This window comes from Clostridium aceticum (assembly GCF_001042715.1).
Lineage (GTDB): Bacteria > Bacillota > Clostridia > Peptostreptococcales > Natronincolaceae > Andreesenella > Andreesenella acetica.
This window is the reverse complement of sequence record NZ_CP009687.1, coordinates 842,775-868,702: the sequence shown is the minus strand read 5'-3', so window position 1 is coordinate 868,702 and position 25,928 is coordinate 842,775. Positions and strand designations below refer to the sequence as shown.

Sequence of the window (25,928 nt, the reverse complement as noted above, 5' to 3'; positions counted from 1 at the left end):
ATCTACTTTCTTTCTAAATAGGACAATTTACTATGTTCAAGACTATGATGGTCAAACATGTACATCCATCCATCATAGGTTTCTGGTCGATAAACACTATAACCAGTGGTGTTATAGATAGGAATCATAGGAATTTCTTCTGCAATGATTTCCTGTAATGTAAAGATCTTTTCTTTTCTCTTGCTAGTATCCATCTCTCTTAACTGTTCTTCAGCCAGTGCTTTAATCTGTTGATTTTCATAACCACGAATAATATTAGCAGAAGGAGATCCACTGACCCTTACCTCAGAAGCATACCTTGCTCTTAAACCATCGGCATCGCCACCCCAACCTCCGTGGCCTGTCAACACTACTTCGTAATCACCAGTTGTTACAGCATGATCTCTTGTCTGCATATCTACACTTTTTATCTCTACTTCGATACCTATTTTATTTAAACTGATTTTCATCAATTCTGCAATTCTTACTTCCGCATTGCTATTAGCTGTTAGCAATTCAAAGGATACTTTTTTCTCACCTAACAATTCTTTAGCTTTTTCTTCATCAAAAGGATATTTTCTTACTTTAGAGTTATACCAAATATGATGTTCTGGTAAATAGCCAGCACTGCCAGGGATGGCAGCACCTCTTGCCACCTTTTCTATCATTTCTTCTTGATCAATACCATAGGCAACAGCCTGACGCACTTCCTTTTCTTTGAAAATAGGATTTTTCTCCATATTGAAAAGCAAACGATATCCCCAAAAGCCCGGTGCTTCAGATATCTTAAACTGAGAATCACTTTGATAACGACCCAGTAAATCAGTACCTATACCAACCAAGTCAATCTCGTTATTTTCAAAGGCTAAAATACCGTCACTTGCAGGTACAAATTGAATTTTTCCTACCCTTTGTTTTGGCCCCCAATAATTTTCAAAGGCTGTAAACTCATAGGTGCCATGTTCTTTACTATAGCCTGTCAATTTGTAAGGACCACATCCGATCACTGCCTTTTCATCTTCAAACTTATCAGGATCCTCTACGTTTTCCCAGATATGCTTGGGAATGATTCTTACATCACCTATTTTTTCAAGGATGGTGGCGTTTTGTTCTGCTAAAGTAAATTTAATTTTGTTGTTCTCTAAGATTTCAATATTTTTCACAAAAGGTTTTCCATTCATGACAACTGGATTCCAAACAGGAGGATGTTTTTCAAAGTAATCAAATGAAAACTCAATATCCTCCAACGTCAAAGCTTCTCCATCGTGCCATTGAATATTATCGTGAATTGTAAAGATATAGGTCAAGCCGTCCTCTGAAACTTCCCATTCTTTAGCAATCCAAGGGATCAATCCTTTTTCATCTCTCTCAAGGAGACCGTCAAAAATCAACTGCATTTTATAACCTCCAGGTCCTCTAGAATAGTGTAGATAAGGAGAAGGATATCCCCAGTCACCACCTTCTAAACGGATTACCTCTATTACATCGTTTTTCTCTTCTTGCACTTCCACTGAAACTTCTTTTTCTTCTTTCCCATTACTTACATTAGAAGAGCTGCAAGCAGTCATAAAAAACATCACTATACACATGAAAAAGATTCCCAATTTTATTTTCTTGTCTGTTGTTTTCAAAATAATCCCCCCATATTTCAATGCTTTCTTCTAAAGCTTCCAAATCAATGCAGCTGTTTTAGCCTCTGTTTTTTCTATTACTTTTCCATCCTTTTGATGGGCAGCAAGAAGCTTTTCTATTTTTTCTATATCCTTCTGCTGCACAGCATGATTGATTTCAAATCTTTGTTTATATAACTCTTGAATTTCTTCTAAAGACCATTCCTGCTCCCAAGTTCTTTCCTGATAAAAAATCTCTGGATGATACCCTAATTGCCATAATATATTGAAGGCATAATATATTTTATCATCCTGTTGTTTTCTACTGTCCTCTCCCAGGACTTCTTTCTGTATCGGGTCCCAAAGCTGGTTGCTTCTTTGAATAAAACCACTTAAATAACAATAGCCTTTACTGGCCTCCAACATCTTTTTGAAGGTAGCAAAATTATAAACCCCTGGTGTCATGGATGCCAAAACAACGTCAAATTTCTTTTCCCATCCATATTCCTTCAAGTCAATATCTTCCCAGGTACTTTGTTTATAAATAATATTGTCTAACCCTGCACTTATCGCATGATCTTTTGCATATTGCAGCATTTCCTGCGAAATATCTATGGCAACAACTTCCCTACATTCCTTCGCCATAGGTATGGTATACCTTCCAGGACCACATCCTATATCTAATACTGTACTAGTTTTTTGTAGGATTCCTTTGCTTCTTAACAAATCCATCACATGATTTGACTCTCCGATAGGTACGCCTTCATTATAGCTTTTCGCCCTATTATTCCAAAAAGAAGTGCAGGCTGAAGTATTTTGCTCACTAGGCTGCCAAGCTTCTATCCAATCCTTTAATTCTTTCATTTGATCCACCCTTTTTATTTATATTTCATAAAATCAAAAAACCATAAAGATAAGCTAAGAACTCACTGTTCTTTTCTTTACCTTCATGGTTAATGTGAAAAAGTACATCTATACGGCATTTTCATCCCTCCCCTCCGAAGGCTTGCTTTTTTTACACAAGGCAGGTTTCCTGACTCATGGTTCCTCCTACTTTCTGACCTTCTCGGTTTCCCAATGGTATTATCAGATTTCGTCACCAATTACAGTAGCGGGGGCTGTAGTGGTTTTTCACCACTTTCCCTTTTCACCTTCTTTCAAAGGCACCTTATGTTTTTATATAGTATTTTTCAAAATATATCGCTTAATTTCTATTATAGTAGACTTGAAAAATTTGTCAATAATGATCATTAAGGTTTTACTCAAAGAAAATTATTTCCTTTAGAGAGAAATAATAACTGTCTTTATAATTCTCTAGAATAATCTTTAAAGCAATCTAAGCAAACTTTTTGACCCTCCATCAAACGTATTTTATGCTCGGGAGCTCCTTCACCACAGCTTTCGCAGACAATCGTTGTAAAAATTCTAGCCCTTTCAGGTAGCTCAAAATTAGGGGTTTTAAATTCAAATATTTCTTCCACTGGCGCATTTAATAAGTATGCTTGTCTTTCTTCTCGCTCCATTTTTCCTTGTGAGGGTTTTAATACCAAGCGTATACTTTGGTTGGTAGTGCGATTAAAAAAGCTAAAGGCTTGTTTTCCTGTTCCTCTATAAATTAAATTTCCTTTACCAAAGCTACAGCCTAACAGGAATTGAATAGCATCTACCCCACAAGCGTCATTTTCCGTAACACAAACTAAATCTTCATCCCTAGAAAAATCAATCCCTAGCTTTTCCTTAGCTGCTTCACTGGCTTTATATCCAATAGCCAGCCCTGGACACTCATGCCCGTGAAATTCTACACATTTTTTCCATAAGGTTTGTTCCATTTTATTCATCTCCTTTAAAATATAAATCATTAGCGTTCACTTAAACCATAATTTGTCATCCTGAGGGGAGCAAAGCGGAGTCGAAGGATCTTACGTATTAGCAAAGTTCCTCGTTATTACAAGATCCTTCGCTATGCTCAGGATGACATTTAGAGAGAAATTTGGTGATAATTGTATTAAGTTAACGCCTATGAATTATAAATAGTTTTATATTTATTCTTTTATATTATATAAATAAAGCCATAAAAACTAGTAAGATATACACTAGCCTTCATGGCCAAAACAGTCTTCATGACTGATTATTTTAGCTATTTTCTTATATATTTATATCCTTATAAATTTATTACCTTTATTATCTAGAGTATACAAAATTTGTATAACATTGTCAATGGTTTGTAAATTTTTTCTATATCATTAATTTTCTTACTGTTTTCTTAAACTTTCCTAATAAGTAAAAGTACCATAAGTTTTCCTATGTTAGCAAATAATGCTCCTTATTATTTTTACAAAAAAACTCACACTAATTATGAGGTGATTTTATGTCAATAAGAAAAAGCCAATGGACCAATATCAAAGGTGATATGCAAGAGTATGGTGCAAGGACTTATAAGTATGAAGAACGTCACTTTCATAGAGAAGCAAAGTCCCAAAAAGCCCAATTGCAAAGTATGCACGACCACGGTACTCGAAAAGATGTAAAAACGCCTATAAAGAGGAAGTTAACATAGGGTAGGAAATTCCTACCCTATCTCTTTAATACTTGATTCCCTTCTTTACATATCTTTACACAAATTCCGCAAACCGCACCTCTGCCTATATGCTTATATCGACTTTTCATATGATTGCTGCATACTTCAGGATCTATCATTTCCTGCCTTGGCACCTTCGGTGACCACAGACTACCCTTTAGGGCATTGGCAGGGCATCCTTCTACACAGAGGTTGCACTCACCACATTGAGATACTGTTATAGCCTCATTATATTTAAATGCCATATTGGTTAAAATTGTTGCCAAACGGACACGAGGTCCAAATTCCTCCGTAACAAGGCAGCTATTTTTTCCGATCCATCCTATGCCTGCTCTAGTAGCAGCAGTTCTGTGTTGGAATAGTCCCTGATAATTCCACCCTTCATGGTTGATGGACTGGGAAGCAGGAATTGCCATAGCTAGATATCCCCACTGTTGCAACTGATTTGTCACTTTAAAAGTTATTTGATCAATAAATGCATTTACCGTTCTATAATGATGAAAATAGGTGTGGGTAGGACCATTTTTAGGGTCAATATCGCTAATCACTTGGTCTGATAGACGAACTGCTATAGAAATACCGCTCTTGAGATGTTTAAACTCCTCGGGCAATACATCCTCCAATTCTCCATAACCCACCTTGGCGGCACCTAGCTCCAGAAGCATCGTTGTTAGTTGTTGTTGCTTATCCAAAATATCCACTCCTTTTTATTATTATAACAAAACAGGTCTTTAAAAACATCAAAAATTTCTTTCCATAATTATATACAGTTTCAAAAACCTACTAAACATATTTCTAAAGGAATTTGGTTAAATTATAAGTACAACATCAAAAGATGTTGTAAAACAAAATCAAACTAAAATCATATGAGGAGGAGAAATATATGGCTTCAAGAAATAATAACAGAATCGTAGTCCCAGAAGCACGTCAAGCTCTTAATCAGATGAAAACTGAAATTGCTAGTGAGTTAGGATTAAGCAATTATGAAGCAACAGATAAAGGTACTTTAACTTCTCGTCAAAACGGTTATGTTGGCGGGTATATGGTAAAAAGATTAATCGAACAAGCTGAAAGAAGTATGAGTGGTAAGTAATTCTTCATAAGTTTTAAAAAAAGAAAGGACTAAACTAATGTTTAGTCTTTTCTTTTTTTTATTTATATAATAGACTCCACCGCCCTTTTAAGTTAGGTGAAGTCTGGATATTTATTGTTGCTTAAATTGTGGTTCTTGACTTTCAATATATTTTTTCCTATTTTCTAAGGTTTTTAAAGCACTTTCTAGGTCTTGTGCTATCTGCTGAAAATCTTTTTTAGCGTTTTGATCTTGTGTCTCTAAAGAAAAAGTTTTCATTGTGGCAGCTGCACTTTGGATCCCCGCAATAGCTTGTTGCATTTGTGTACCTACTGTCATTTTTTTCACCTCCCTTCAGTATTCGATAGAATTTTGATAGCTATGTATAGTGAAATTTATAGAGAAGGACGTCTAAATTAACCTTTTGGTTTAAATATTAAAGCGGCAATAAATCCAAAAATAATAGCTGCCGAAATTCCAGCACTGGTAACTTCAAAGATCCCTGTCAGTACCCCTACAATCCCACTTCTTTCATATTCCATCATAGCACCCTTTAAAAGAGAGTTTCCAAAGCTGCTGATGGGCACTGTAGCTCCAGCTCCTGCAAACTTGATCAAAGGTTCATACAATCCTAGGCCTCCTAATATCGCCCCTGTTACTACTAGCCCAGTCATCGTATGGGCGGGAGTTAACCTAAAAACGTCCATAGCGATTTGCCCAATAACACAGATTCCTCCCCCCACGATAAAGGCCCAAATAAATTTTTCCAAAGTACTTCACCTCCTATACTTCAATGGCCACTGCATGAGCTATACAGGGTATGCTTTCTTTTTGTTGATAGGACATAGGAGACATCAAGGCACCAGTAGCAACAATTAAAATTTTCTTCAATTCTCCTTTTCTCATGCGGTTCATAAAATGTCCGTAGGTTACTGTGGCAGAGCAACCACATCCACTAGCTCCTGCAAAAACAGGCTGTTCTTGTCTATAAATTAACAACCCACAATCAGTAAAAATCTCTTTCGGTATCTTCATTCCATGCTCAATCAGTAAGTCTCCTGCTATACGATGACCCACTGCTCCTAGGTCCCCAGTAGCAATAAGATCATAATGGGAAGGATCAATGTTTAGATCCCTAAAGTGTGCTTCTATCGTATCCACTGCTGCCGGTGCCATAGCTGCTCCCATATTAAAAGGATCTGATATACCCATATCAATGACCCTTCCTATGGTAGCAGCTACAACTCTAGGACCGCCTTCACCTTCTGCTGCCACTACGGCGGCTCCTGCTCCTGTCACAGTCCATTGAGCTGTTGGTGGTTTTTGAGCACCATATTCTGTTGGATAGCGAAATTGTTTTTCTGCCGCTGCATTGTGACTTGAAGCAGCCGCTAAAGCATTTTTAGCAAATTTACTGTCCACCATCATACTGGCAAGGGCTAATCCTTCCATAGAACTTGAACAGGCCCCAAAAACTCCTAAGTAGGGCACTCCCAAAGTTCTAGCTGCAAAACTACTGGAAATAATTTGATTCATTAAGTCACCGCTTAAGAAAAACTGAATATCTTCTTTTTTCATCCCTGCCTTATCAATAGCTTTTTGACAGGCTTCTTCCAACAGCTTTTTTTCTGCCTTCTCAAAGCTATCTTGTCCTAACCATATATCAGCGTGTAAGGTATCAAAGTCCTCGGAGAGAGCCCCTTGCGCCTCGAAGGGACCTCCAACAGCTGCCGATGCTTTAATAAAAGGTTTTGATTCAAAAATCCAAGATTGATGTCCTTTAAGCATTTATATCCCACCTAATTCTTTTATGATAATTTTTATAAGAGCCACTATAAACGCTGAAACTACACCATATGTAATAACAGGCCCTGCGATTTTAAACATATTTCCTCCTACACCTAATACAAAACCCTCACTGCGATGTTCAATAGCAGCAGAAGTAACAGTATTGGCAAAACCTGTGACGGGCACTGCTGTTCCAGCTCCAGCCCATTGTGCCATATGATCATATACCCCTAATGAGGTTAATAGAACCGAGATAATGATCAGTGTAGCTACTGTAGGGTTACCGGCTGTTGTTTCGGTAAAATTGAAATATTTTATATACATCATTTGCAATGCTTGACCGATGGTACATATAGTCCCCCCTACTAAAAATGCTCTTACGCAATTTTTAAGGGCAGGACGTTTTGGTTCTCTATCTTTAGCAAAAATTTGATATTGTTGCTGTGTAGGCGTTAGCTTCTTATATTTTTGTCTAGACATTTTTCATCACCTTCTAACGTAATAAGTAGGGTTGCAATTTTTTCATCAATGCTTGTAAATCTTCTGCATGTTGACCATACATTTTTTTTGCCTTTTCATCTTTTGTTTCCAAGGCATATTTCATGAAATCTGCTTGACTTTTTTCTATACTAGCATATAGTGCCTCCTTAACACTTGGTTGAGGCAACTGAATCATATCATCAAATAAATCTACATATAAATCCCCGCTGCTATTTACTTGACCAATAAACACATTGGTTAAGTCTATCCCCATTCCCTTTAACTGTGTTTTAAGCCAACCTTCATTTAATCCCAACTCGTTTAGTGCATCGTGTAAAATATTTCCATCTAAGATAATCGTCTGAGGCTCTGTCTGTGGTGCTACTTTTCTTTCCAGATCATGGGCTGTAATGGGTTTTTTATCGGATTTCATTACAACATTTACCTCACCAGTTGTTTCTAAAACCGCAAACTCAACGTCTGCCAGACTAAAAGCGTTTTTAGCCCGCAACTGGCTGATTAATTCTTCTCCTGTTAATTTTGCCTTTTTTAAATTCTCCTCCATAACTTTTCCTTTTTTTATAAGAATTGTTTCTTTTCCATAAATAAAGTCATGGACCACTTTACTTTTTACCGTTAGAAAATCAATTAACATGGGCAATAAGGTCCAAACCGCCAGTGCAATTAAGCCCAGTCGGATATTTGTAATTATTTTTACCGAAGTAAGAGCAGTCAGTACAGCAATTACTATGTAATTTACAAGCTGAAATGTCGTCATTTTTCCAGGGTTTCTCTTGCCCATAATCCTCACAAATAAAAAAACCAAAAAAAATAATCCTATTGATCTTAACAGTATTTCCACCCAATCCTTCATATATTTCACCCCATCTAATAGCCTTTAAATTGAGATTCTTCAAACTCCAATATTTTTAATCTATTTTCCAAATCCTTTATAATTTCATTGGTTGTTTTTAGTGCTTCTTCATAAACTTTTTTTTCTTCTTCATGCTGACATTGCAGCGAATAAGTCCTCAGCGTACCCTGCGTTCCTTTTAGTGTAGCTAAAGTTTGCTTTACTTGTGACCCAACCGTCATCGTCAATAACCTCCTATAAGCGTATATATCGAACCAGTTTTTACTTTAGAGCTATAAAACTATTTTCTTCTAAAATCCCTTTCTTCATACATAGGAAAAATATTTTTTAAGTTTTTATTTGTCCTTTTAAAATTTAGATAAATGCAGTAATATAGTATTAGGAAACTTTATGAAGGAGGTACATAAAAATGTTTGTGGATACACCTGAACAACTAGCAGAAAAAAAGCTGCTTTTACTCTATATACTAGATCAAGCAGAAGGTTCTTTAACAAATTCTCTAATTACTCAGTTCATTTTAGAAAACGATATTATGAACTATTTTATGTTGCAACAGTTCTTATCGGAGTTGAAGGAGGCGGATTTTGTTTCTGAAGAAGAGAAAAGTCATAGTCAGTTATTTTCCATCACGAATAAAGGGAAAAATACATTAAACTACTTTATCAACCGTATTCCTAAAAATCAAAAAAAAGAGATTCATACTTACGTTCGTATACAAAAAGAAAAACAACAGGCTAAGATGGAGATTCGAGGAGATTACCTCAAGCTTGAAGAGAATAAATACGCTATTAGACTAACAATGGCAGAGAACAACATGTCTATTATTGACTTAAAACTAAACGTACTTCAAGAAGAACAAGCAAAAAACATATGCTCCAATTGGAAAAGAAACCCTAAAGCACTTTATAGCGAATTAATGAAGTTACTTTCCCTGTAAATAAAAAAAACCCCTTAATCCTATTTTTATTAGGGGATAACAACATTTTTTTTTATATGTTGATTAAGGGGATATGCTGACGATTTAAAAAAGGTCATAAGGAATATTTGGTTCCTTCCAAATATAGACCTTCATGACCTTATCTTTTGTAACATACTTATACTTCAATAGTTACATGACTTATATACGTTTCATGATTTTGTAATAAGCCTTCATGACTTATTTTGGAAGTGTTTTTGACCTATGTCTGTATACAGAATATCATATACCTACTTGTTTGTCAATAGACTTATAAAAAAATTTCTACTACTTACTTGTTAATATTGTTCTTGCTTCCCCAATCATATATAAAGATCCAGCGAAAAGAATAACATCTGAAGCTTCTGTCACTTCATGAGCTTTTTTTACTGCCTCTTTAATAGTTTTGCATATATACATATCTTTTCCATAGCTTACCAATTCTTTAGCCAAGTCATCTGCTGCCATCGCTCTAGGGTTATTTGGCTTAGTAACAACTATTTTATCCATAAGCGGTATGAGACTACTCAAAACCCCTTGAACATCTTTATCGCCTAACATAGCCACTACCAAAGTAACTTTTTTACCTTCCAATAGCGTCTCCACACTATGTTTTAAAGCTGTAGCTCCCTGTAGGTTATGAGCTCCATCAATGATGGTTAGGGGGTTTTTGCCTAATATCTCTAATCTTCCTATCCATTTTGTATTTTTTAACCCTTGATAAATTGCTTCATCGCTAATTTCTATATTTCTATGGGCCTTTAGCACCTCTATTGCTGTTAAAGCTGTACAACAGTTGTATACTTGATGAGGTCCTGCTAGGGTTATTACTACATCCTCATATTTTTTTCCTAGTATTTCTACGGAAAATTGCTGTTCTTCAATAGCACTATGATGGATCTTCAATGTATCATAGTTTACCACAAACAACTGGCTATTTTTTTCTTTAGCCACCTGCTTTACAACTTCCATTGCCTCTTCTCTTTGAGGATAAGAAACTACAAAGTTATTTTCTTTGATAATACCAGCCTTCTCAAAGGCAATTTTTCCAAGGGTATCACCTAAATGCTCCATATGATCGTAATCTATAGGGGTTATAATGGACAACAGAGGATTTTCTATAATATTTGTAGCGTCTAATCGTCCTCCCATACCTACTTCTAGTATGGTGTAATCCACCTTTTCTTCAGCAAAATATACTAATGCAATGGCTGTCCCAACTTCAAATTCCGTAGGATGATTTTTTCCTTCTGATAACATTTGCTCTATTTTTGCCTTAACAATTGTAGTAACCTCTGCCAACCGTTGTTTATCAATCTTTTCTCCATTAATCTGCATTCTCTCTGTAAATTCTTCTATGTAGGGAGAAGTATATAGCCCTACCTTATAACCTGAAGTTTTTAAAACGCCATTTATAAAGGAAGAAGTTGAACCTTTACCATTGGTTCCTGCTACATGGATCACCTTCAGTTCCTTTTGAGGATTCCCCAATAAGTCTAATAGATATTTAATATTTTCCAATCCTAGTTTACTACCAAATTTGTACGTGCCATGGATATACTCTATTGCCTCTTGATAATTCATCTCCCCACTCCATTCTTAAAGTATATTTCTTATGCGGACCTACATAATTTCATCATAGCAGAAAAAACCTTGGTGTCAACAACTTAGTTATTATTTTAACATAACTATCATAATTTTTATTAAATATCATTAGCGTTGACTTAAACCATAGTTTATCATCCTAAGGGAAGCAAAGCGGAGTCGAAAATTCTTAGTATTAGCACAATTCCTCGTTATTCCAAGACTCTTCGCTACACTCAGGACGACAGTTCCTCAGAATTGTGGAAATAATTGTATTAAGTTAACGCTTATGTATTAAAGATTTTAATAGGTTAAATCATCAATTTTTATTAAGCAGCTTTTAAATCAGGTAGAGGTAATGCTCTACCTGATTTTTCCATATTGATCCTTCTCTAGGTAAATTTACCTAGTCACTATTTTTTGTTTAATATTTCTATTCTGTCTAGTACCGTCTGTAGCATTTCTTCGTACTTTGCTCCTTTTTGTCGTTCTTCCTCAATTAAGTGGGCAGGAGCTTTCTTAGTGAAGCCTTCATTTGAAAGTTTTCCCTTCACCCTTTTTATTTCTCCCTCTAGCTTGACCTTCTCCTTCTGAAGTCTTTCTATCTCTTTTGCAATATCAATTAAATCTTCTAAAGGTAAAAACAATTCTCCTCCCTGTACTACAGTGGAAACAGCATCAGAAGGAACTTCGTCTTTGTTATTTACAAACTGAATCTCTGATATCCCTGCCAGTGCCACAAAGTACTGTTCTCCTTCTTGGATGATAGTTTTCACTTCCTCTTTAGGTGTCCATACCAGCAGTTTGGCTTTTCTTGAAGGAGCTACATTCATTTCTGCCCTTAAGTTTCTAATATTTTTTATAGCCTCCATGATCAAGTTCATCTTTTCTTCTGCTGCAGGGTTTTTCTCTTCTTCCTTATATTTCGGCCAAGGTGCTGTGATGGCACTGTCTTTAAAATTAGGTATACTTTGCCATATTTCCTCTGTAATAAAAGGCATAAAAGGATGTAATAGTTTCAGTATACTTTCTAGTACATAAGTAAGCGTATATTGAGCAGCTTTCTTTTTATCAGCATCTTCGCCATATAGTCTATTTTTCGCCAATTCAATATACCAATCGCAATATTCACTCCAAATAAAGTCATAGGTTTTTTGCAGAGCCAGACCTAGCTCAAACTTCTCCATATTTTCCGTTACTTCTTTGGTAACTTCATTTAAACGAGACACGATCCATTGATCTGCTATATTTAAATGATCTTGTACCTGATGAAGGGATATTTCTTCTTCCTCTAAATTCATCAATACAAATCTTGTGGCATTCCACAGTTTATTAGCAAAATTTCTGCTAGCCTCTAGTCTTTCCATATGGAAACGAATGTCATTTCCTGGGGAATTACCAGTAACTAAGGTATATCTAAGGGCATCTGCTCCGTACTGATCAATAATCTCTAACGGATCTACACCATTTCCTAATGATTTGCTCATCTTTCTACCTTGAGCATCTCTCACTAAGCCATGTACAAATACATGTTTGAAGGGAACCTCCTTCATGAATTCAATTCCCGAGAAGGCCATACGCACAACCCAGAAGAAAATGATATCATAGCCTGTTACTAATACATCCGTAGGATAAAAGTATTCTAATTCTTTTGCCTTATCTGGCCATCCTAGCGTAGAAAAAGGCCATAGGGCTGAGCTAAACCATGTATCTAGCACGTCTTCATCCTGTTTCATACTACTGCTTTGACACTTATTACAGCTTGTCGGTGCTTCTTTTGATACTATCATTTCTCCACAATCTTCACAATAATAAGCAGGTATACGATGTCCCCACCACAATTGTCTTGAAATACACCAGTCCTTGATATTTTCTAACCAGTGGAGATAAATTTTATCAAAACGTTGAGGAATAAATTTAATTTCACTACTTTTTACAGCCTCAATAGCTGGCCCTGCTAAAGGCTCCATCTTCACAAACCACTGGTCTGAAGTCATAGGCTCCACCACAGTATCACAACGATAGCATTGTCCAACACTGTGACTTCTTTCTTTAGCGTGTACTAGTAGTCCCAACTCTTCTAAATCCTTGACAATCTGTTTTCTAGCTTCATACCTTGCTAAGCCTTCATACTTACCGCCCTTAGCATTGATAGTAGCATCTTCCTTCATAACAACAATTTGAGGAAGATCATGTCTTAACCCAATCTCAAAGTCATTAGGGTCATGTGCAGGTGTGATCTTTACGGCCCCTGTTCCAAACTCGGGATCTACATAGTCGTCCGCCACAATAGGTATCTCTCTATTCATCAATGGTAATACAGCAGTTTTTCCAATCAAGTGTTTGTAGCGATCATCCTCAGGATTTACAGCAATAGCAGTATCTCCTAACATAGTTTCAGGTCTAGTGGTGGCAATTTCTAAAAATTCATCACTGTCCTTAATAGGATATTTAATATGCCAGAAATGTCCTTCTTTTTCTTCATGTTCAACCTCTGCATCCGAAAGAGAAGTTTTACATTCTGGGCACCAGTTAATAATCCTATTTCCTCGATAAATCAATCCTTTTTCATATAATTGGATAAACACTTCTGTTACAGCATCATTGCAGCCTTGATCCATAGTAAATCTTTCTCTTGACCAGTCACAGGAGTTACCCAATCTTTTCATCTGTTCTACAATTACCCTGCCATACTCATCTCTCCACTGCCATGCCCTTTTTAGAAACTCTTCTCTGCCTAAATCTTGCTTTGTTAAACCTTCTTCATTTCTAATTTTTTCTACTACCTTCACTTCTGTTGCGATACTAGCATGGTCTGTGCCCGGCTGCCATAGGGTTTCAAAGCCCTGCATTCTTTTAAAACGAATTAGAACATCTTGCAGAGTATGGTCTAGGGCATGTCCTAAGTGTAACTGTCCTGTAATGTTTGGTGGGGGTAATACAATACAATAAGGATCTTTTTGAGGATTTACCTCTGCTTTAAAGTAATCCTTTTCCATCCAATACTGATAAATATGATCTTCAAAAGCTTTTGGGTCATAATTTTTAGGTAAATTGTTTATCATTGGTATTTCCTCCTTAGAATCTTATAATCTGTAAGAACTGTAATTTGTCAGGAATTTCGTTTAGAAACAACAACACTGCTCCTAAAATAGCAAGTACCAATCCACTAACTTTTAGCATCAAAATTCCTTTTACAGTGGTTATCTTTAAAACTCTACTAATCATGGCTGTAGCATATACAAAAATAGCTCCTATTAGCAGTAAAATCAGTCCAAAGCGAAACATATCTCTATCCCCCCCAATACTGAACAAATAAAAAAACTTCATCCTCAAAATAAGGACGAAGTTTCTTTTTCGCGGTACCACCTTAATTTCTATTTTAGCATGATATGCTAAAATAGACGCTTACTTTATATAACGGTTTCAAACCGTCTGCACCTACTATCACTTCAGTACAGAAGCTCCAAAGCTACCTTCAATAATTATGGCTCTAAAAAACCTTCCAGCCTAGGGGTTTTTCTCTCTTTAGAGTTAATTATTTACTCCTCTTTTTCACAGCATTTTTCCTATTAAATTGCAATAAACAACAAATTTTTTTAGAAATCAGTTTTATTATAACTAATTCATCAGATTTGTCAAGGGACTTTTTTATAGATGTACACTTATCATAGGCGTTAACTTAATATAATTATCACCAAATTTCTCTCTAAATATCATCCTGAGCATAGCGAAGGATCTTGGAATAACAAAGAATTCTGCTAACACTAAGATCCTTCGACTCCGCTTTACTCCACTCAGGATGATAAATTATGGTTGTGGGCTTCACATGTAGCCCTTAGTATATTAAAATTTAGGGACACACATCTATATATTATAACCATCTATAAAGTCTTAAAATCATAAAATCTATGTACTATTGAGATGTTTTTCTATAAAACCCTATTCTTTTTTACTTTACCAGTCTGATAGAATATCTTCTATCTAAATATTCTACTAAATTTCGAATCATTTCTTCATAACTGCTGTTAAGCACTTCCCACTCCCTCTTATAGTTTGCATAAATTAAACGTTTTGTGTAATTGTACATGGGTATATCTTTGTAAACACATAGTCTGGATACCCTACCATTCCCTGCTGTTAAATTGTTAGGATTAATGCCAAAATCTACTTCTTCACGATGTACTAGAGCATACCAATAAAAATGATCGACTTCTCCTCGAACATAGCCGTATCTATTTTTGCTAGTACATATTTTTATATTTAAAGACATACTCATCCCTCCATTATCTATATTTAAATTTTATGTGTGTTGCTGGTATCCTATACTTATTTTGTTAACAGTAACACACTTTTACACCTAAGGAATATACTGTATATAGATAGTACTTTTAAATATAAATGGAGGGATTTTAAGTGAAGTATTTAAAAATCACCAGTGTTTTTCTTGTAATTCTTATGGTTTCTGCTATATTTTTATCAGGTTGTAGCAGTACTAAATCATCAGAATTAACAAAGATCTCTGTTATGGAGGTAACCCACTCTGTATTCTATGCACCTCAGTACATCGCTATTACAGAAGGCTTCTTCGAAGAGGAAGGATTGGAAGTAGAATTAATTGATGGTAAAGGTGCTGACAAGGTAATGGCATCTGTACTCAGTGACCAAGTGGAAATTGGTTTTATGGGACCAGAAGCATCCATCTATGTATTCAACCAAGGTAAAGATGATTATGTAGTTAATTTTGCTCAATTAACTCAAAGAGATGGCTCCTTTATTGTTGCACGGGAACCGAATCCAAACTTTACTTTTGAGGAACTACGAGGAAAAGAAATTTTAGGTGGTCGTAAAGGCGGTATGCCTAACATGACTCTAGAATACGTACTTAAACAGCAAGGTCTTGTACCAGGTGTAGACTTAAATGTACGAACCGATATTCAATTTGGCGTTATGGCTGGAGCTTTTGCTGGTGGTGAGGGGGATTATACAACATTATTTGAACCTACCGCTTCTCTCATTGAAAAAGAAGGTAGAGGCTTTGTTGTAGCTTCTGTAGGAGAAGAAAGTGGCTACATTCCTTATACAGCTTACAGTGCTAAGCAAAGTTATATAGAAGAAAACCCTGAAATTATCCAGAAATTTACAAATGCTGTCTATAAAGGCATGTTATGGGTGGAGAACCATAGTGCTGAAGAGGTAGCAAAATCTCTACAACCCCACTTCATAGACGCTGATTTAGATATTCTAGTTAGTGTTGTAGAGAGATATCGTTCTATCGGTGCATGGGCACCTAATCCAGTCTTAACAGAGGAAGGATTAACCAGACTTCAAGATGTTATGATAGAAGCTGGAGAACTAAATGCCAGAATAAATTATGAAGACATTGTTGTCACTGATTTTGCTGAAGCAGCAATGAATAACATAAAATAAATTAATTGTATCCGCCTAAAAAATATAGGTGGATACAATTAATTTATCATCTTTTTCTTTTCATTATTCCCCATAATAAATAGCCAAAAATCGAAAACCCTGCAATAATAGCAACAGTACTATAAAACATGATTAAGGAGTTTGTCATCGTAATCACCTCGGTAACCAATCTATCTATCATAGGCGTTAACTTAACACAATTATTACCAAAATTCTCTTGAGCTGTCATTTTACTAATACTAAGATCCTTCGACTCCGCTTTGCTCCCCTCAGGATGACAAATTATAGTTTAAGTTAACGCTAATGATCTATCTATAAGTCTATTATTGCAAAAACTCTTTTAAAAATTACTTTCTAATTTTAAAACTTTCAAAGTAGCCTCGTATTTCCTTCTCTATTTCCTCCAGAACTTTTATATCCTGTGGATGAAATTGGTTTTTTCCTATTAGCACAGTTTCTCCATCTCTAAAGTTTTGAATAAAATAGGCCTTACTTCCCTTTAAGTATGCAGCAATTTCTAAAATATCCTCTTTACTATGCAGTTCTTTACATACTGTTGTTCTAAATTCATAATCTATCGTTGAATTTTTAATGATGGTAATACTCTTTTTTATTGCTTCTATGTCTACTTTTGTTCTTGCAACAAACTCATATCGGTCAAAGGGGGCCTTTATATCCATAGCAATATAATCTAATAATTTGTTTTGCAGCAGTAATGCTATAGTATCAGGACTTGTACCATTGGTATCCAATTTCACATAAAACCCTTCCTGCTTTATTTTTAAAATAAAGGCATATAACCCTTTTTGCAGGGTAGGTTCTCCACCCGAAATACATACTGCATCAATAAACTTCTTCCTCTTTCTTAAAAAAGCAAAAACTTCTTCTTGACTGATCTCTTCGCCCTCTTCTTTTACCATATAGCTATTGTGGCAATATCCACATCTAAAGTTACATCCTGGAGTAAAACATACTGTAGCAACTTTATTAGGATAATCAATAAAAGAGGACTTCTCCATCCCTAATATCTTCATAATTTTTTCACCTTACTTATTTGATATTTTTTATCCATATTAATTGTTGTTTTATACTTTTTTGTCATCACCTTATTTTATCAGTTTTTTCTTCTAACTGCACTTTTAAAAGCAAAACAATCTGTTAATTCTATAAAAATATTGGTATATAATTATTAAGCAATTTTTTTAGGCGTTAACTTAGTACAATTATTACCAAAATTCTCTTGAACTGTCATCCTGAGGGTAGCGAAGGATCTTGGAGTAGCCAAGAATTTTACTAACACTAAGATCCTTCGACTCCGCTTTGCTCCCCTCAGGATGACAAATTATGGCTTAAGTTTACGCTAATGAATCAATTTTATACATGCCCAATTTTATAGATAACCAACTACAAAGCTTAACAAAATGCAGACTGGATGCATTTGCAAGAAATGACTACAATGTTCAATTCATGTAAGTGGAAAATCCGTAAAGAAATTTGCATGTTTGAGCGGTAGCGAGTTTGCAAATTTTAGGATTTTTCACTGGAACGAATTGTTAACATTGTTCATTTCTGAAACCGCAGGAGGTCGTATTTTGTTAAGGTATAAAATTGGTTATCTATATAGCTCAACAACCTATGCCTTCCTACAGCTTCAAAATGAATATGGTAGAGTTAATTGGAGGTATAGAGAATAAACTCATGATAAGCGATTGACTTTTAACTCAAAAATATCTATCATGTGAATATACACCCCCTTCGTAGGGGATGTAGAGGAGGATTGAGATCATGAAAAGAAAAGTAATTATTGTAGGTGGTGTTGCTGGAGGGGCTTCTGCTGCTGCAAGACTAAGAAGACTGGATGAAAATGCAGAAATTATTATGATAGAAAGAGGAGAACATATTTCTTTTGCCAATTGTGGGCTCCCCTATCATGTTGGTGGGATTATTGAAAAAAGAGATGCTTTATTGGTGCAAACGGTAGCAGGAATGTCTAAAAGATTCAATATGGATATCCGTAATCTGAGTGAAGTAATAAAAGTTGATGCTGACAAAAAAGTCATCACTATAAAAAATCTAAGCACCAATCATACTTATGATGAATCCTATGATTTTCTTGTACTTTCACCAGGAGCTAATCCAATAAAGCCCCCCATCACTGGAATGGAAGATACAAAAAATCTCTTTACTTTACGAAATATCCCAGATACTGATGCAATCAAGTCTTTTATTGGGGAAAAACAACCTCAATCAGCTGTTGTTATCGGTGGAGGCTTTATTGGTGTAGAGATGGCAGAAAATCTTCATAAAAGAGGGGTAAAGGTTACCCTCATTGAAGCCTCCGACCAAGTGATGGGACCTATCGATTATGAAATGGCTTGTATTTTACACAATCATATCATCAGTCAAGGCGTTGACCTGATCTTAAAGGACGGTGTAAAATCCTTTGAGGAACAAGGGGAAAAAATTGTGTTGCAAAGTGGTAGAGAAATTAAAACTGACCTAATCATTTTCTCTATTGGGGTTTCTCCTGAAAATCATCTAGCCAAGACAGCAGGATTACAACTAGGTACTAGAGGGGGGATTCAAGTAAATCAATATCTTCAAACCTCCGATCCTTATATTTACGCTATAGGTGATGCTATAGAGGTTAATGATTTTATTCATGGTATACCAACGATTATTCCTCTAGCTGGTCCTGCTAATAAACAAGGTAGAATTGTAGCGAATAACATTTGTGGCAAAAAAGAAAAATACCCTGGTACATTAGGAACTGCTGTTGCTAAAGTTTTCGATATGACTGTAGCCTCCACAGGTAGCAATGAGAAGGTTTTAAAGAAACTTGGTACTGGGTATAAGGCTCTCCATATTCATCCAGGCTCCCATGCAGGATACTACCCCAGTGCCCTTCCTATTGCTATGAAGCTGCTATTTGATTTAAATACAGGGCAAATATTTGGTGCTCAAGCTGTAGGGTATACAGGGGTTGAGAAACGTATAGATGTACTGGCTACTGCCATCATAGCAGGGCTTAAAGTCTCAGACTTAAAAAATTTGGAGTTATCCTATGCCCCTCCCTTCTCTTCAGCAAAGGATCCAGTAAATATGCTGGGGTTTGTGGCCAGCAATTTAATGGAGGACCTAGTAGATACTATCCAGTGGCATGAAGTGGATGATATTCTTAAAAATCATGGGTTATTGGTAGATATTAGAGAAGATGCAGAACGCAAGGCTGGATTTATTCATGGATCTATCCACATTCCCCTAGGTGAACTTAGAAATCGCCTCTCTGAGCTTCCCAAAGATGAAACTATCTATCTTTACTGCCAGGTGGGTTTACGGGGATATATAGCAGCTAGAATTTTAAAACAACATGGCTATGGGGTTAAAAACTTGGATGGGGGTCTTAAAACCTATCAATCGGTATTTCATTCTAATGCACCTTCCCCTTGTGTAGAACAAGTAGAGGACACAGGTGTTACCAAAACATATTGTCAATAAAAAAAATCCCCTTCTGCTGTAGAACATTAAAGCAGAAGGGGTAATTTATTGTTATGTATCTTTATACTTAAATTTTAAATAAAAGCCTCATAATATCTATGAAACCTTTGATAGTACTGTTGATACTCTTTTTACTTATATCCAATCACTGCAGCCCCTATCGCTCCCATAAACTGTGCCATATCAGAAGTATAAATCTCTACTCCCAACTTTTCTCCTAGATATTCTTTTAATAAAGAGTTTTTTGAAACACCTCCAGAAAAGAAAACCTTATTTTCTACTCCTACTTTGCTGACTAGTGAATAGGTTTTGTTGGCTACCGATTGCAATAACCCAGCTGCTATACTTTCCTTTGAAGCTCCCTCAGCCATCAAACTCACTACCTCCGATTCAGCAAAAACTGTACACATACTATTTATATTTTTAGGCGTGGCACCTTCTGCCACCTCTGACAGCTCACTGATGTCGATCTCCAAGGCATGAGCCATTACCTGCAAAAACCGTCCTGTTCCGGCAGCACATTTATCATTCATCAAAAAATCAATAACCTTCCCTTTTTCCTCCAGTTTAATTACTTTGCTGTCCTGTCCCCCTATATCGATAACCGTTCTTACTTCAGGATCTAAAAAGTGTGCTCCTACACCATGACAAGTAATCTCTGTAACTTTTTTGTCTACAAAAGGTAAAGCTATACGACCATAGCCTGTTCCTGTGATGGTTTTTACCTGTTCTCTCTCAATCTTCCCTTCCTTCAACAGGCATTCTAATATTTTCTCGCCAGTTTCCTTAGGACTCCACCCAGTAGGCAGTATGACTTTAGCAATCACCTTCTCCCCATCAAACACCACTGCCTTGCTAGCTACCGAACCAATATCAATCCCTATAGTATACATTTTCTCACTTCCTTATTAATATGATAAATAAACACTTTAGCTGTCTTTTAGGCATAATGAATTTTCTCTTATTTATATCTTTACACTAAAACGCTACTACAAAAAAGAGTTTCTGTGAAGAAACTCTTTCAAGATAAAACTATATTACTTTACTGTTTCAAGAAAAGATTCCAAGAAAGCCTCTACTCTCACCTTTATTTGTCCTATATCCGAATCAGAATAATCGGTTTCTATTTGTAAGAAGGGTAGATTCAATTCATCTTTCACAAAGTTCTTTACAGTAAATGATTCGATATTATAAGTGTGACAGGCCTGCCATGTTAAATCCACTACTGCATCTACCTGATATTCCTTGGCTAGCCTTTTAAGTAAATCTAACCTTCTAGTGTTATTACTCATACAGGAACATGGCGTTGATAGATATTTTTCTGCTATAGCTAGAATGGGCTCTTTTTCTTCATCCACCATAATGTCCAGCCCTTTATACCCAGTGCAATTTTCTAAAGCTACTACACTGGCTCCCGCCTCTTCTAATATCTTCAATACTTTCTCAGACCCACTTCCAATAGGTACCCCAGTTAGTAATATTCTAGGAGTATTTTTATCAAAAGCAAATTTCCCTTCTGCCATTCTTTCTTCTATTTCAACAATTAAATCCTCAATCAATTGAATACCATCTTCTTTGTCTACATTAAAGCCTTTTAACCATTGAGCCAGCATCATATCCATCCCAGTAAGAGGTGCTGGTTTATGAGCGTTTAATTGATGTAATTTCTTTAGTGCTGTTCTCTCTCGATTAGCAAGCTTAACAGCAGCTCTTAGTTTTTCTTCAGTAATCTCTACGCCAAACTTTTCTTCAAGAAAGTCTTTAAAGTGTACTACTTCTTGTTTCCAGTAAGACAAAGCCTCTGCTCCATCAGCTGTTTGAGGAAGGTTCATGACATGCATAGGTTTAATTTTACCCATTAGTTCATACATTTTTTTCTTCCCGTCACAGGTTGTTTCTCCCAACAATACATCAGCAAAGTAAAAGTAGGGACATTTATCTGTGATAGCAAAACCATAGCTTGATTTGATTAGAGGGCATAAATTTCTCGGTAATTCTTTTTCTGCATCCTCTATTGGTTCTTGCTTGGTGCCACATAGGGTTACAGGAATAGCTCCAGCTGCTAGTGCAATTTCCTGTGGCGAAAAAACACAATACATTCCTACTACCTTGCGTCCAGCTTCACTGGCTTCTTTGATTTTAACAGCATTGATCCCTCTAAGCTCTTCTACCTTTTCCATAAGTACTGGCCTCACATAAATTCCCCCTCATATCTATAAGTTTTATTATGTGCAATCCTCTACTAATGCCCATTCACCTTCGAGTGTAGCACAGGGCTTTGTAATTTACCAATTGGAGTTTCCTATAGATTCACTGATCACAATAAAAAAAATCAATCCTTTGTTTCAAAAATTACTATACCTTTGTATCTGCCTTAATTGCTGCTGTACTTGCTTTTTCATGTTTCAAGTTCAACATTAAAGCAAAGATAATCGTTCCATAGGCTATAAAACTTCTGAAATATTCACCTAAAGCAGGGTTTTTAAATAAGTTCTGTCCTGCAAGAGGAGAAATTATAAATAGAGTATGAAAAAGGATGAGTCCAATAAAAGCATTTTTAATTGTTGCTTTTTTAAATGTGGCTCCACCAGCCAAAAGTGCTGCTGCTGAAAAAATATCTAGGTTCAAATGTCCTGAATAAACATTAATAACTCCCAAGTCTTGAACAAACATGAGGTGAGCTAAAGCGGCTAAAACAGTAGAAATTACAATTGAAATTCTTCTAGTTTTATCAACATCTATACCTAATTTTTCTGATATCGATAAATTCTCTCCCACTGCCCTCATATGATAGCCTATTTTGGAAACAGATATCAAATAAACGATAAGGGCAAGTATAAATACGATGATAATAGGTAGAAGAGAGCCTGTCGTATCTCCTACTTTTATAGGCATTTTCCCTGCAAAAAGTGTCTTAAACTCCATACAATCCAACATGCTTTTCACTCCTATTCCCCTTGTAAGCAGGATATCTTCATTGAAAGGAGTGATTACAGTCCCATAACCCACCATAAATATAAGCTGATATAAGTTGGTACCTAGAAAACCGATAACGATGCTGGCAATCATCTCTTTACCCTTTGCTTTATTTAATAAAAACCCAACAATATTGCCAAATGCAACTGCCAACCCAATACTCATAACTGCAGCTAACAAAAGGGCCCTTCCACCCGGCAATCCCATATCAATGACAATCACCATAGCCATCTGTGCTGCTATAGCTCCAATCGTAATAGCAAAGTTAATTCCCATGCCTGAAATGATAGGAATAATTAAAGCCAACAGAAATATTGCATTCCGAACAAACCTAGAATAAAGCTGTCCTAACACAAAGCCTGTGCTTACATTTGCTGCTATAATACCAAGTATAGAAAGGATTAAAAAGAAAAAAGGTACGTAATAAGGTCTATACTTCCTCACTTTTCTTTAGCACCCCCTCATATAAAAATGCATAAAGTATAATGCTGTTGGTTACAATCATCCTGATTACCTCTGACATTTCAGGGATAAGCAAAGCATTTGCAACAGGCACGGATAGTAAAAAGGTTGTTTGGTAAAGATATGCACCTACTAAGGCATGAAATATCGTTGCCTTTTTTCTAGTGGCCCCCCCAATCAAGATTGCCGATACAGCAGGAAAAGCCATCATAAATGGCCCATTATATAGTTCTACAAAGCCATAACTTTGAGAGTAGACACATATACCTATGGCAGCTAAAATCGTAGAAAAAATAATAGCATAGGTCCTATACCTATTGATATTTACGCCAGATAGCTTTACAAAAGCCTCATTTTCAGCTATAGCTGACATCACTGTGCCTATTTTTGTCTTGAAAAATAGATGTACAATTAAACAAAGCATAGCGAAAAATAATAATAATCCTACAGGAATCACTAACTTTCCTATATTTATCTTTAGTGCATTGTCTAAAACCCCTCCAAAATACTGATTTAAGCTAATCTTAGGTCTTAGACCTTGCCCACCTACAGGATAAAGCATTTGTCTATTTTTAAAGGGGGCCAGTGTCCAAAAGATATTCATAATGGGTATAAAGGAGAAACCTGCGAAGGTTCCTACAATTTCTTCATTTCCTTTGAGTTTATTTAAGATTATAGAATAAATCCCACCGAATATCGAAGCCACTACCGTTCCCATAAATATAGCCATTAGGAAACCGGACCAACCTTCAAGTCTTAATTCAACAGCTATACACATCCCTATTAATCCTGCACAAATTCCTATAGGTAATCCAAAATTTCTTCCTACGCCAATATTAATCATGGGTACTAAAGATAAGACGAGAACCCCATTCATAACCCACTTTATTAGGGAAGTATTCATCATTTCTATTAGTGGAATATCTATAAAGCTTAAGGATATGGTCAAAGTCAGTAAATAAACAATAATAATCATTTGAGGGACGCCTATATTAACTTTTTTCATAGCCTTCCACCCTTCTTCCCGATATGGCTAAGCTAAATACTTCATCATCTATATCCGGTTCAAGAATGTCAAAAACCTCTCCTTCATACATGATGACAATACGGTCACATATTCTTTTTAATTCTCCAATCTCGCCAGATGAAATGACGATGGTCATACCCTTTTCTTCATTCATTTTTAATAACATTTTCAGCACAATTTCTTTTGAATAAATATCTATTCCCCTTGTGGGTTCCCCTACAAATAGAAGGTCAGGATTCATGGTTAAGGCCCTGCCAATACAGACTTTTTGTTGATTACCTCCACTCAGCTCCTTGATAGGTTGATAAATATCTTTAGTCTTAATATTTAAATCTTTAACTAGTTTATTGCTATAGTTATGAATAACGCTGTGATTTAAAAAAGATAATCCCTTCATCTTAGGATATTTTAAAAATTCCTTATGCTTTTCATAAGAACCAAAAACAATATTCTCCCATATTGACTTTCCAAGCAATAGCCCCATCTCTTTTCTTTCATCTGGAAGCATATATATACCTTTTTTAGAAACTAAGCCTACATCCCCAGGTATAACCTTTTCCCCATTGATCAACACACTTCCCTTCATATCATACAATCCCATTAGTCCGTATCCAAATATCTCTTGACCATATCCCGCTAAGCCTGTGATACCAAGGACCTCTCCCTTTTTTATATCAAGAGAAACTTCCTTATATAATTTGTCCCCCTGGGTTATCTGTACATTTTGAAAGGATATGATATTGTCTTTATTTCCCACTGTTCTTTTTCTTTTGGTTTGTACTACCTGCATACCTATCATATCTAAAGCTATTTTATTGATTTCAAACACTTCTTTAGTATAATGAGAAATAACTTCCCCATCCCTCAGTACCGTTACTCTATCACATATCTGTGTTACTTCCTCCAGTCTATGGGAAACAAAGATAATAGATATACCTGTGTCTGCAATGGCTCTTAAACTTTTTAATAATATCTTTGTATCCTCCTGATTCAGAGAAGCTGATGGCTCATCCAACATTAGTATTTTTAAATTGGTATTATCTATTTCCCTTGCAATTTCAATAAACTGCTTCATGTTAATGGAGACGTTATTTACTTTTATACCAGGATCAATATTTACTCCTATTTTAGATAAAGCATTTTTAGCATCTTCTTTATTCTTTTTTGTATCTACTATTCCAAATTTTTTTCCTAAAACTTTTCCCGTCAAAGGATAGATATTTTCCCTGTTAATTTTAATATTACTACTAATATCAAGGTTCCCTAGTAGTGCAAACTCTTGATGCACTAGACCAATACCATGCTTTAATGCGTCTAGTGTACTGCTTATGGTGATGTTTTCTTCTTCTATAAATATTCTACCTGAATATCCCCCAGTATCTTTTATATGACTGCTTCCAAATAAAATGTTCATCAATGTACTTTTCCCAGATCCATTTGCTCCTACAAGTCCATGAATCTCTCCCTTTTTTAACGAAAAATTAACATCCTTTAATGCATAATTTTCTTCAAATTTTTTCGTCAAATTTTCTATTTTTAATATATCTTCCAAATATCTATCCCCCTTTACCAAAAACATATTATATGCAGGGCCTAGTAACTGCCCTGCATATAA

Annotated in this window: 26 protein-coding genes, 1 riboswitch and 1 other annotated feature; of the genes, 5 read left to right on the top strand and 21 right to left on the bottom strand. The window is 35.8% G+C overall.

What is annotated here, in order from left to right; all coding sequences use genetic code 11:
- Window positions 1–2: 2 nt before the first annotated feature.
- The 3 genes from CACET_RS03905 to CACET_RS03895 form a co-directional block, all read right to left on the bottom strand.
- Window positions 3–1,610, bottom strand: a complete 1,608-nt coding sequence (locus CACET_RS03905; protein ID WP_044825792.1) for an ABC transporter substrate-binding protein — start codon at window positions 1,608–1,610, stop codon at window positions 3–5.
- A 30-nt stretch (window positions 1,611–1,640) separates the two neighbouring features.
- Complete coding sequence (locus tag CACET_RS03900; protein WP_052661518.1) at window positions 1,641–2,453, bottom strand: class I SAM-dependent methyltransferase; 813 nt, start codon at window positions 2,451–2,453, stop codon at window positions 1,641–1,643.
- Window positions 2,454–2,595: 142 nt separating this feature from the next.
- Window positions 2,596–2,775, bottom strand: a riboswitch (cobalamin riboswitch).
- Between the two features lie 118 nt (window positions 2,776–2,893).
- A complete protein-coding gene (locus tag CACET_RS03895) occupies window positions 2,894–3,418 on the bottom strand; it encodes an FmdE family protein (protein WP_044825791.1) in 525 nt (174 codons plus the stop codon).
- A 539-nt stretch (window positions 3,419–3,957) separates the two neighbouring features.
- Here CACET_RS03895 and CACET_RS03890 point away from each other — a divergent pair.
- Complete coding sequence (locus tag CACET_RS03890; protein ID WP_044825790.1) at window positions 3,958–4,146, top strand: hypothetical protein; 189 nt, start codon at window positions 3,958–3,960, stop codon at window positions 4,144–4,146.
- Window positions 4,147–4,163: 17 nt separating this feature from the next.
- On the opposite strand, the gene CACET_RS03885 is transcribed toward CACET_RS03890, so the two are convergent.
- The gene (locus CACET_RS03885; protein WP_044825789.1) at window positions 4,164–4,859 is read right to left on the bottom strand and encodes a 4Fe-4S double cluster binding domain-containing protein; all 696 of its coding nucleotides are present in this window, start codon (window positions 4,857–4,859) and stop codon (window positions 4,164–4,166) included.
- A gap of 191 nt (window positions 4,860–5,050) precedes the next feature.
- Between CACET_RS03885 and CACET_RS03880 the strand changes: the two genes are divergently transcribed.
- Entirely contained in the window at window positions 5,051–5,260 is a 210-nt protein-coding gene (locus tag CACET_RS03880) for an alpha/beta-type small acid-soluble spore protein (protein WP_044825788.1), read from the top strand.
- A gap of 111 nt (window positions 5,261–5,371) precedes the next feature.
- Here the strand turns inward: CACET_RS03880 and CACET_RS03875 are convergent, their stop codons facing one another.
- The 6 genes from CACET_RS03875 to CACET_RS03850 form a co-directional block, all read right to left on the bottom strand.
- On the bottom strand, window positions 5,372–5,578 hold the full coding sequence (locus CACET_RS03875) for a DUF1657 domain-containing protein (RefSeq protein WP_044825787.1): 207 nt from the start codon (window positions 5,576–5,578) through the stop codon (window positions 5,372–5,374).
- Between the two features lie 77 nt (window positions 5,579–5,655).
- Complete coding sequence (gene spoVAE, locus CACET_RS03870) at window positions 5,656–6,009, bottom strand: stage V sporulation protein AE (RefSeq protein WP_044825786.1); 354 nt, start codon at window positions 6,007–6,009, stop codon at window positions 5,656–5,658.
- Between the two features lie 13 nt (window positions 6,010–6,022).
- The gene (gene spoVAD / locus CACET_RS03865) at window positions 6,023–7,027 is read right to left on the bottom strand and encodes a stage V sporulation protein AD (protein ID WP_044825785.1); all 1,005 of its coding nucleotides are present in this window, start codon (window positions 7,025–7,027) and stop codon (window positions 6,023–6,025) included.
- Window positions 7,028–7,507, bottom strand: coding sequence for a stage V sporulation protein AC (gene spoVAC, locus CACET_RS03860; protein ID WP_044825784.1), 480 nt, complete (start codon window positions 7,505–7,507; stop codon window positions 7,028–7,030).
- A 13-nt stretch (window positions 7,508–7,520) separates the two neighbouring features.
- Window positions 7,521–8,381: a DUF421 domain-containing protein gene (locus CACET_RS03855; RefSeq protein WP_044825783.1), complete on the bottom strand. Its 861-nt coding sequence runs from the start codon at window positions 8,379–8,381 to the stop codon at window positions 7,521–7,523.
- A gap of 14 nt (window positions 8,382–8,395) precedes the next feature.
- Window positions 8,396–8,602, bottom strand: coding sequence for a DUF1657 domain-containing protein (locus CACET_RS03850; RefSeq protein ID WP_044825782.1), 207 nt, complete (start codon window positions 8,600–8,602; stop codon window positions 8,396–8,398).
- Between the two features lie 188 nt (window positions 8,603–8,790).
- Between CACET_RS03850 and CACET_RS03845 the strand changes: the two genes are divergently transcribed.
- On the top strand, window positions 8,791–9,318 hold the full coding sequence (locus CACET_RS03845) for a DUF4364 family protein (protein ID WP_044825781.1): 528 nt from the start codon (window positions 8,791–8,793) through the stop codon (window positions 9,316–9,318).
- A 306-nt stretch (window positions 9,319–9,624) separates the two neighbouring features.
- Here the strand turns inward: CACET_RS03845 and CACET_RS03840 are convergent, their stop codons facing one another.
- From CACET_RS03840 to CACET_RS03825, 4 genes are all read right to left on the bottom strand, one after another.
- Window positions 9,625–10,920 carry a bifunctional folylpolyglutamate synthase/dihydrofolate synthase gene (locus tag CACET_RS03840; protein ID WP_044825780.1) on the bottom strand — a complete coding sequence of 432 codons (1,296 nt, stop codon included), beginning with the start codon at window positions 10,918–10,920 and terminating at the stop codon, window positions 9,625–9,627.
- A 413-nt stretch (window positions 10,921–11,333) separates the two neighbouring features.
- Window positions 11,334–13,985, bottom strand: coding sequence for a valine--tRNA ligase (locus CACET_RS03835; protein WP_144414715.1), 2,652 nt, complete (start codon window positions 13,983–13,985; stop codon window positions 11,334–11,336).
- A gap of 13 nt (window positions 13,986–13,998) precedes the next feature.
- A complete protein-coding gene (locus CACET_RS03830; RefSeq protein WP_044825779.1) occupies window positions 13,999–14,208 on the bottom strand; it encodes a hypothetical protein in 210 nt (69 codons plus the stop codon).
- Window positions 14,209–14,256: 48 nt separating this feature from the next.
- Window positions 14,257–14,488: a binding site (T-box leader), on the bottom strand.
- A 384-nt stretch (window positions 14,489–14,872) separates the two neighbouring features.
- Window positions 14,873–15,193 carry a hypothetical protein gene (locus CACET_RS03825; RefSeq protein ID WP_044825778.1) on the bottom strand — a complete coding sequence of 107 codons (321 nt, stop codon included), beginning with the start codon at window positions 15,191–15,193 and terminating at the stop codon, window positions 14,873–14,875.
- Window positions 15,194–15,336: 143 nt separating this feature from the next.
- Between CACET_RS03825 and CACET_RS03820 the strand changes: the two genes are divergently transcribed.
- On the top strand, window positions 15,337–16,350 hold the full coding sequence (locus tag CACET_RS03820) for an ABC transporter substrate-binding protein (RefSeq protein ID WP_044825777.1): 1,014 nt from the start codon (window positions 15,337–15,339) through the stop codon (window positions 16,348–16,350).
- Window positions 16,351–16,396: 46 nt separating this feature from the next.
- Here the strand turns inward: CACET_RS03820 and CACET_RS03815 are convergent, their stop codons facing one another.
- Together CACET_RS03815 and CACET_RS03810 are read right to left on the bottom strand one after the other, a co-directional pair.
- Window positions 16,397–16,579, bottom strand: a complete 183-nt coding sequence (locus tag CACET_RS03815) for a hypothetical protein (RefSeq protein ID WP_044825776.1) — start codon at window positions 16,577–16,579, stop codon at window positions 16,397–16,399.
- A gap of 118 nt (window positions 16,580–16,697) precedes the next feature.
- A complete protein-coding gene (locus CACET_RS03810) occupies window positions 16,698–17,384 on the bottom strand; it encodes an anaerobic ribonucleoside-triphosphate reductase activating protein (RefSeq protein WP_044825775.1) in 687 nt (228 codons plus the stop codon).
- Window positions 17,385–18,135: 751 nt separating this feature from the next.
- On the opposite strand from CACET_RS03810, the gene CACET_RS03805 reads away from it, so the two are divergent.
- Window positions 18,136–19,848 carry an FAD-dependent oxidoreductase gene (locus CACET_RS03805; protein WP_044825774.1) on the top strand — a complete coding sequence of 571 codons (1,713 nt, stop codon included), beginning with the start codon at window positions 18,136–18,138 and terminating at the stop codon, window positions 19,846–19,848.
- A gap of 131 nt (window positions 19,849–19,979) precedes the next feature.
- Here the strand turns inward: CACET_RS03805 and CACET_RS03800 are convergent, their stop codons facing one another.
- The 5 genes from CACET_RS03800 to CACET_RS03780 all read right to left on the bottom strand — a co-directional run bounded on the left by CACET_RS03800 (window position 19,980) and on the right by CACET_RS03780 (window position 25,892).
- Complete coding sequence (locus CACET_RS03800) at window positions 19,980–20,741, bottom strand: acyl-CoA dehydratase activase (RefSeq protein ID WP_044825773.1); 762 nt, start codon at window positions 20,739–20,741, stop codon at window positions 19,980–19,982.
- A gap of 144 nt (window positions 20,742–20,885) precedes the next feature.
- On the bottom strand, window positions 20,886–22,043 hold the full coding sequence (locus CACET_RS03795) for a double-cubane-cluster-containing anaerobic reductase (RefSeq protein WP_044825772.1): 1,158 nt from the start codon (window positions 22,041–22,043) through the stop codon (window positions 20,886–20,888).
- A gap of 160 nt (window positions 22,044–22,203) precedes the next feature.
- Entirely contained in the window at window positions 22,204–23,268 is a 1,065-nt protein-coding gene (locus tag CACET_RS03790; RefSeq protein WP_044825771.1) for an ABC transporter permease subunit, read from the bottom strand.
- Window positions 23,255–24,292, bottom strand: a complete 1,038-nt coding sequence (locus CACET_RS03785) for an ABC transporter permease subunit (protein WP_044825770.1) — start codon at window positions 24,290–24,292, stop codon at window positions 23,255–23,257. The genes CACET_RS03790 and CACET_RS03785 overlap by 14 nt, the downstream gene beginning before the upstream one ends.
- A complete protein-coding gene (locus CACET_RS03780) occupies window positions 24,279–25,892 on the bottom strand; it encodes a sugar ABC transporter ATP-binding protein (protein WP_044825769.1) in 1,614 nt (537 codons plus the stop codon). Before CACET_RS03780 ends, CACET_RS03785 begins: the two co-directional genes overlap by 14 nt.
- Window positions 25,893–25,928 lie beyond the last annotated feature (36 nt).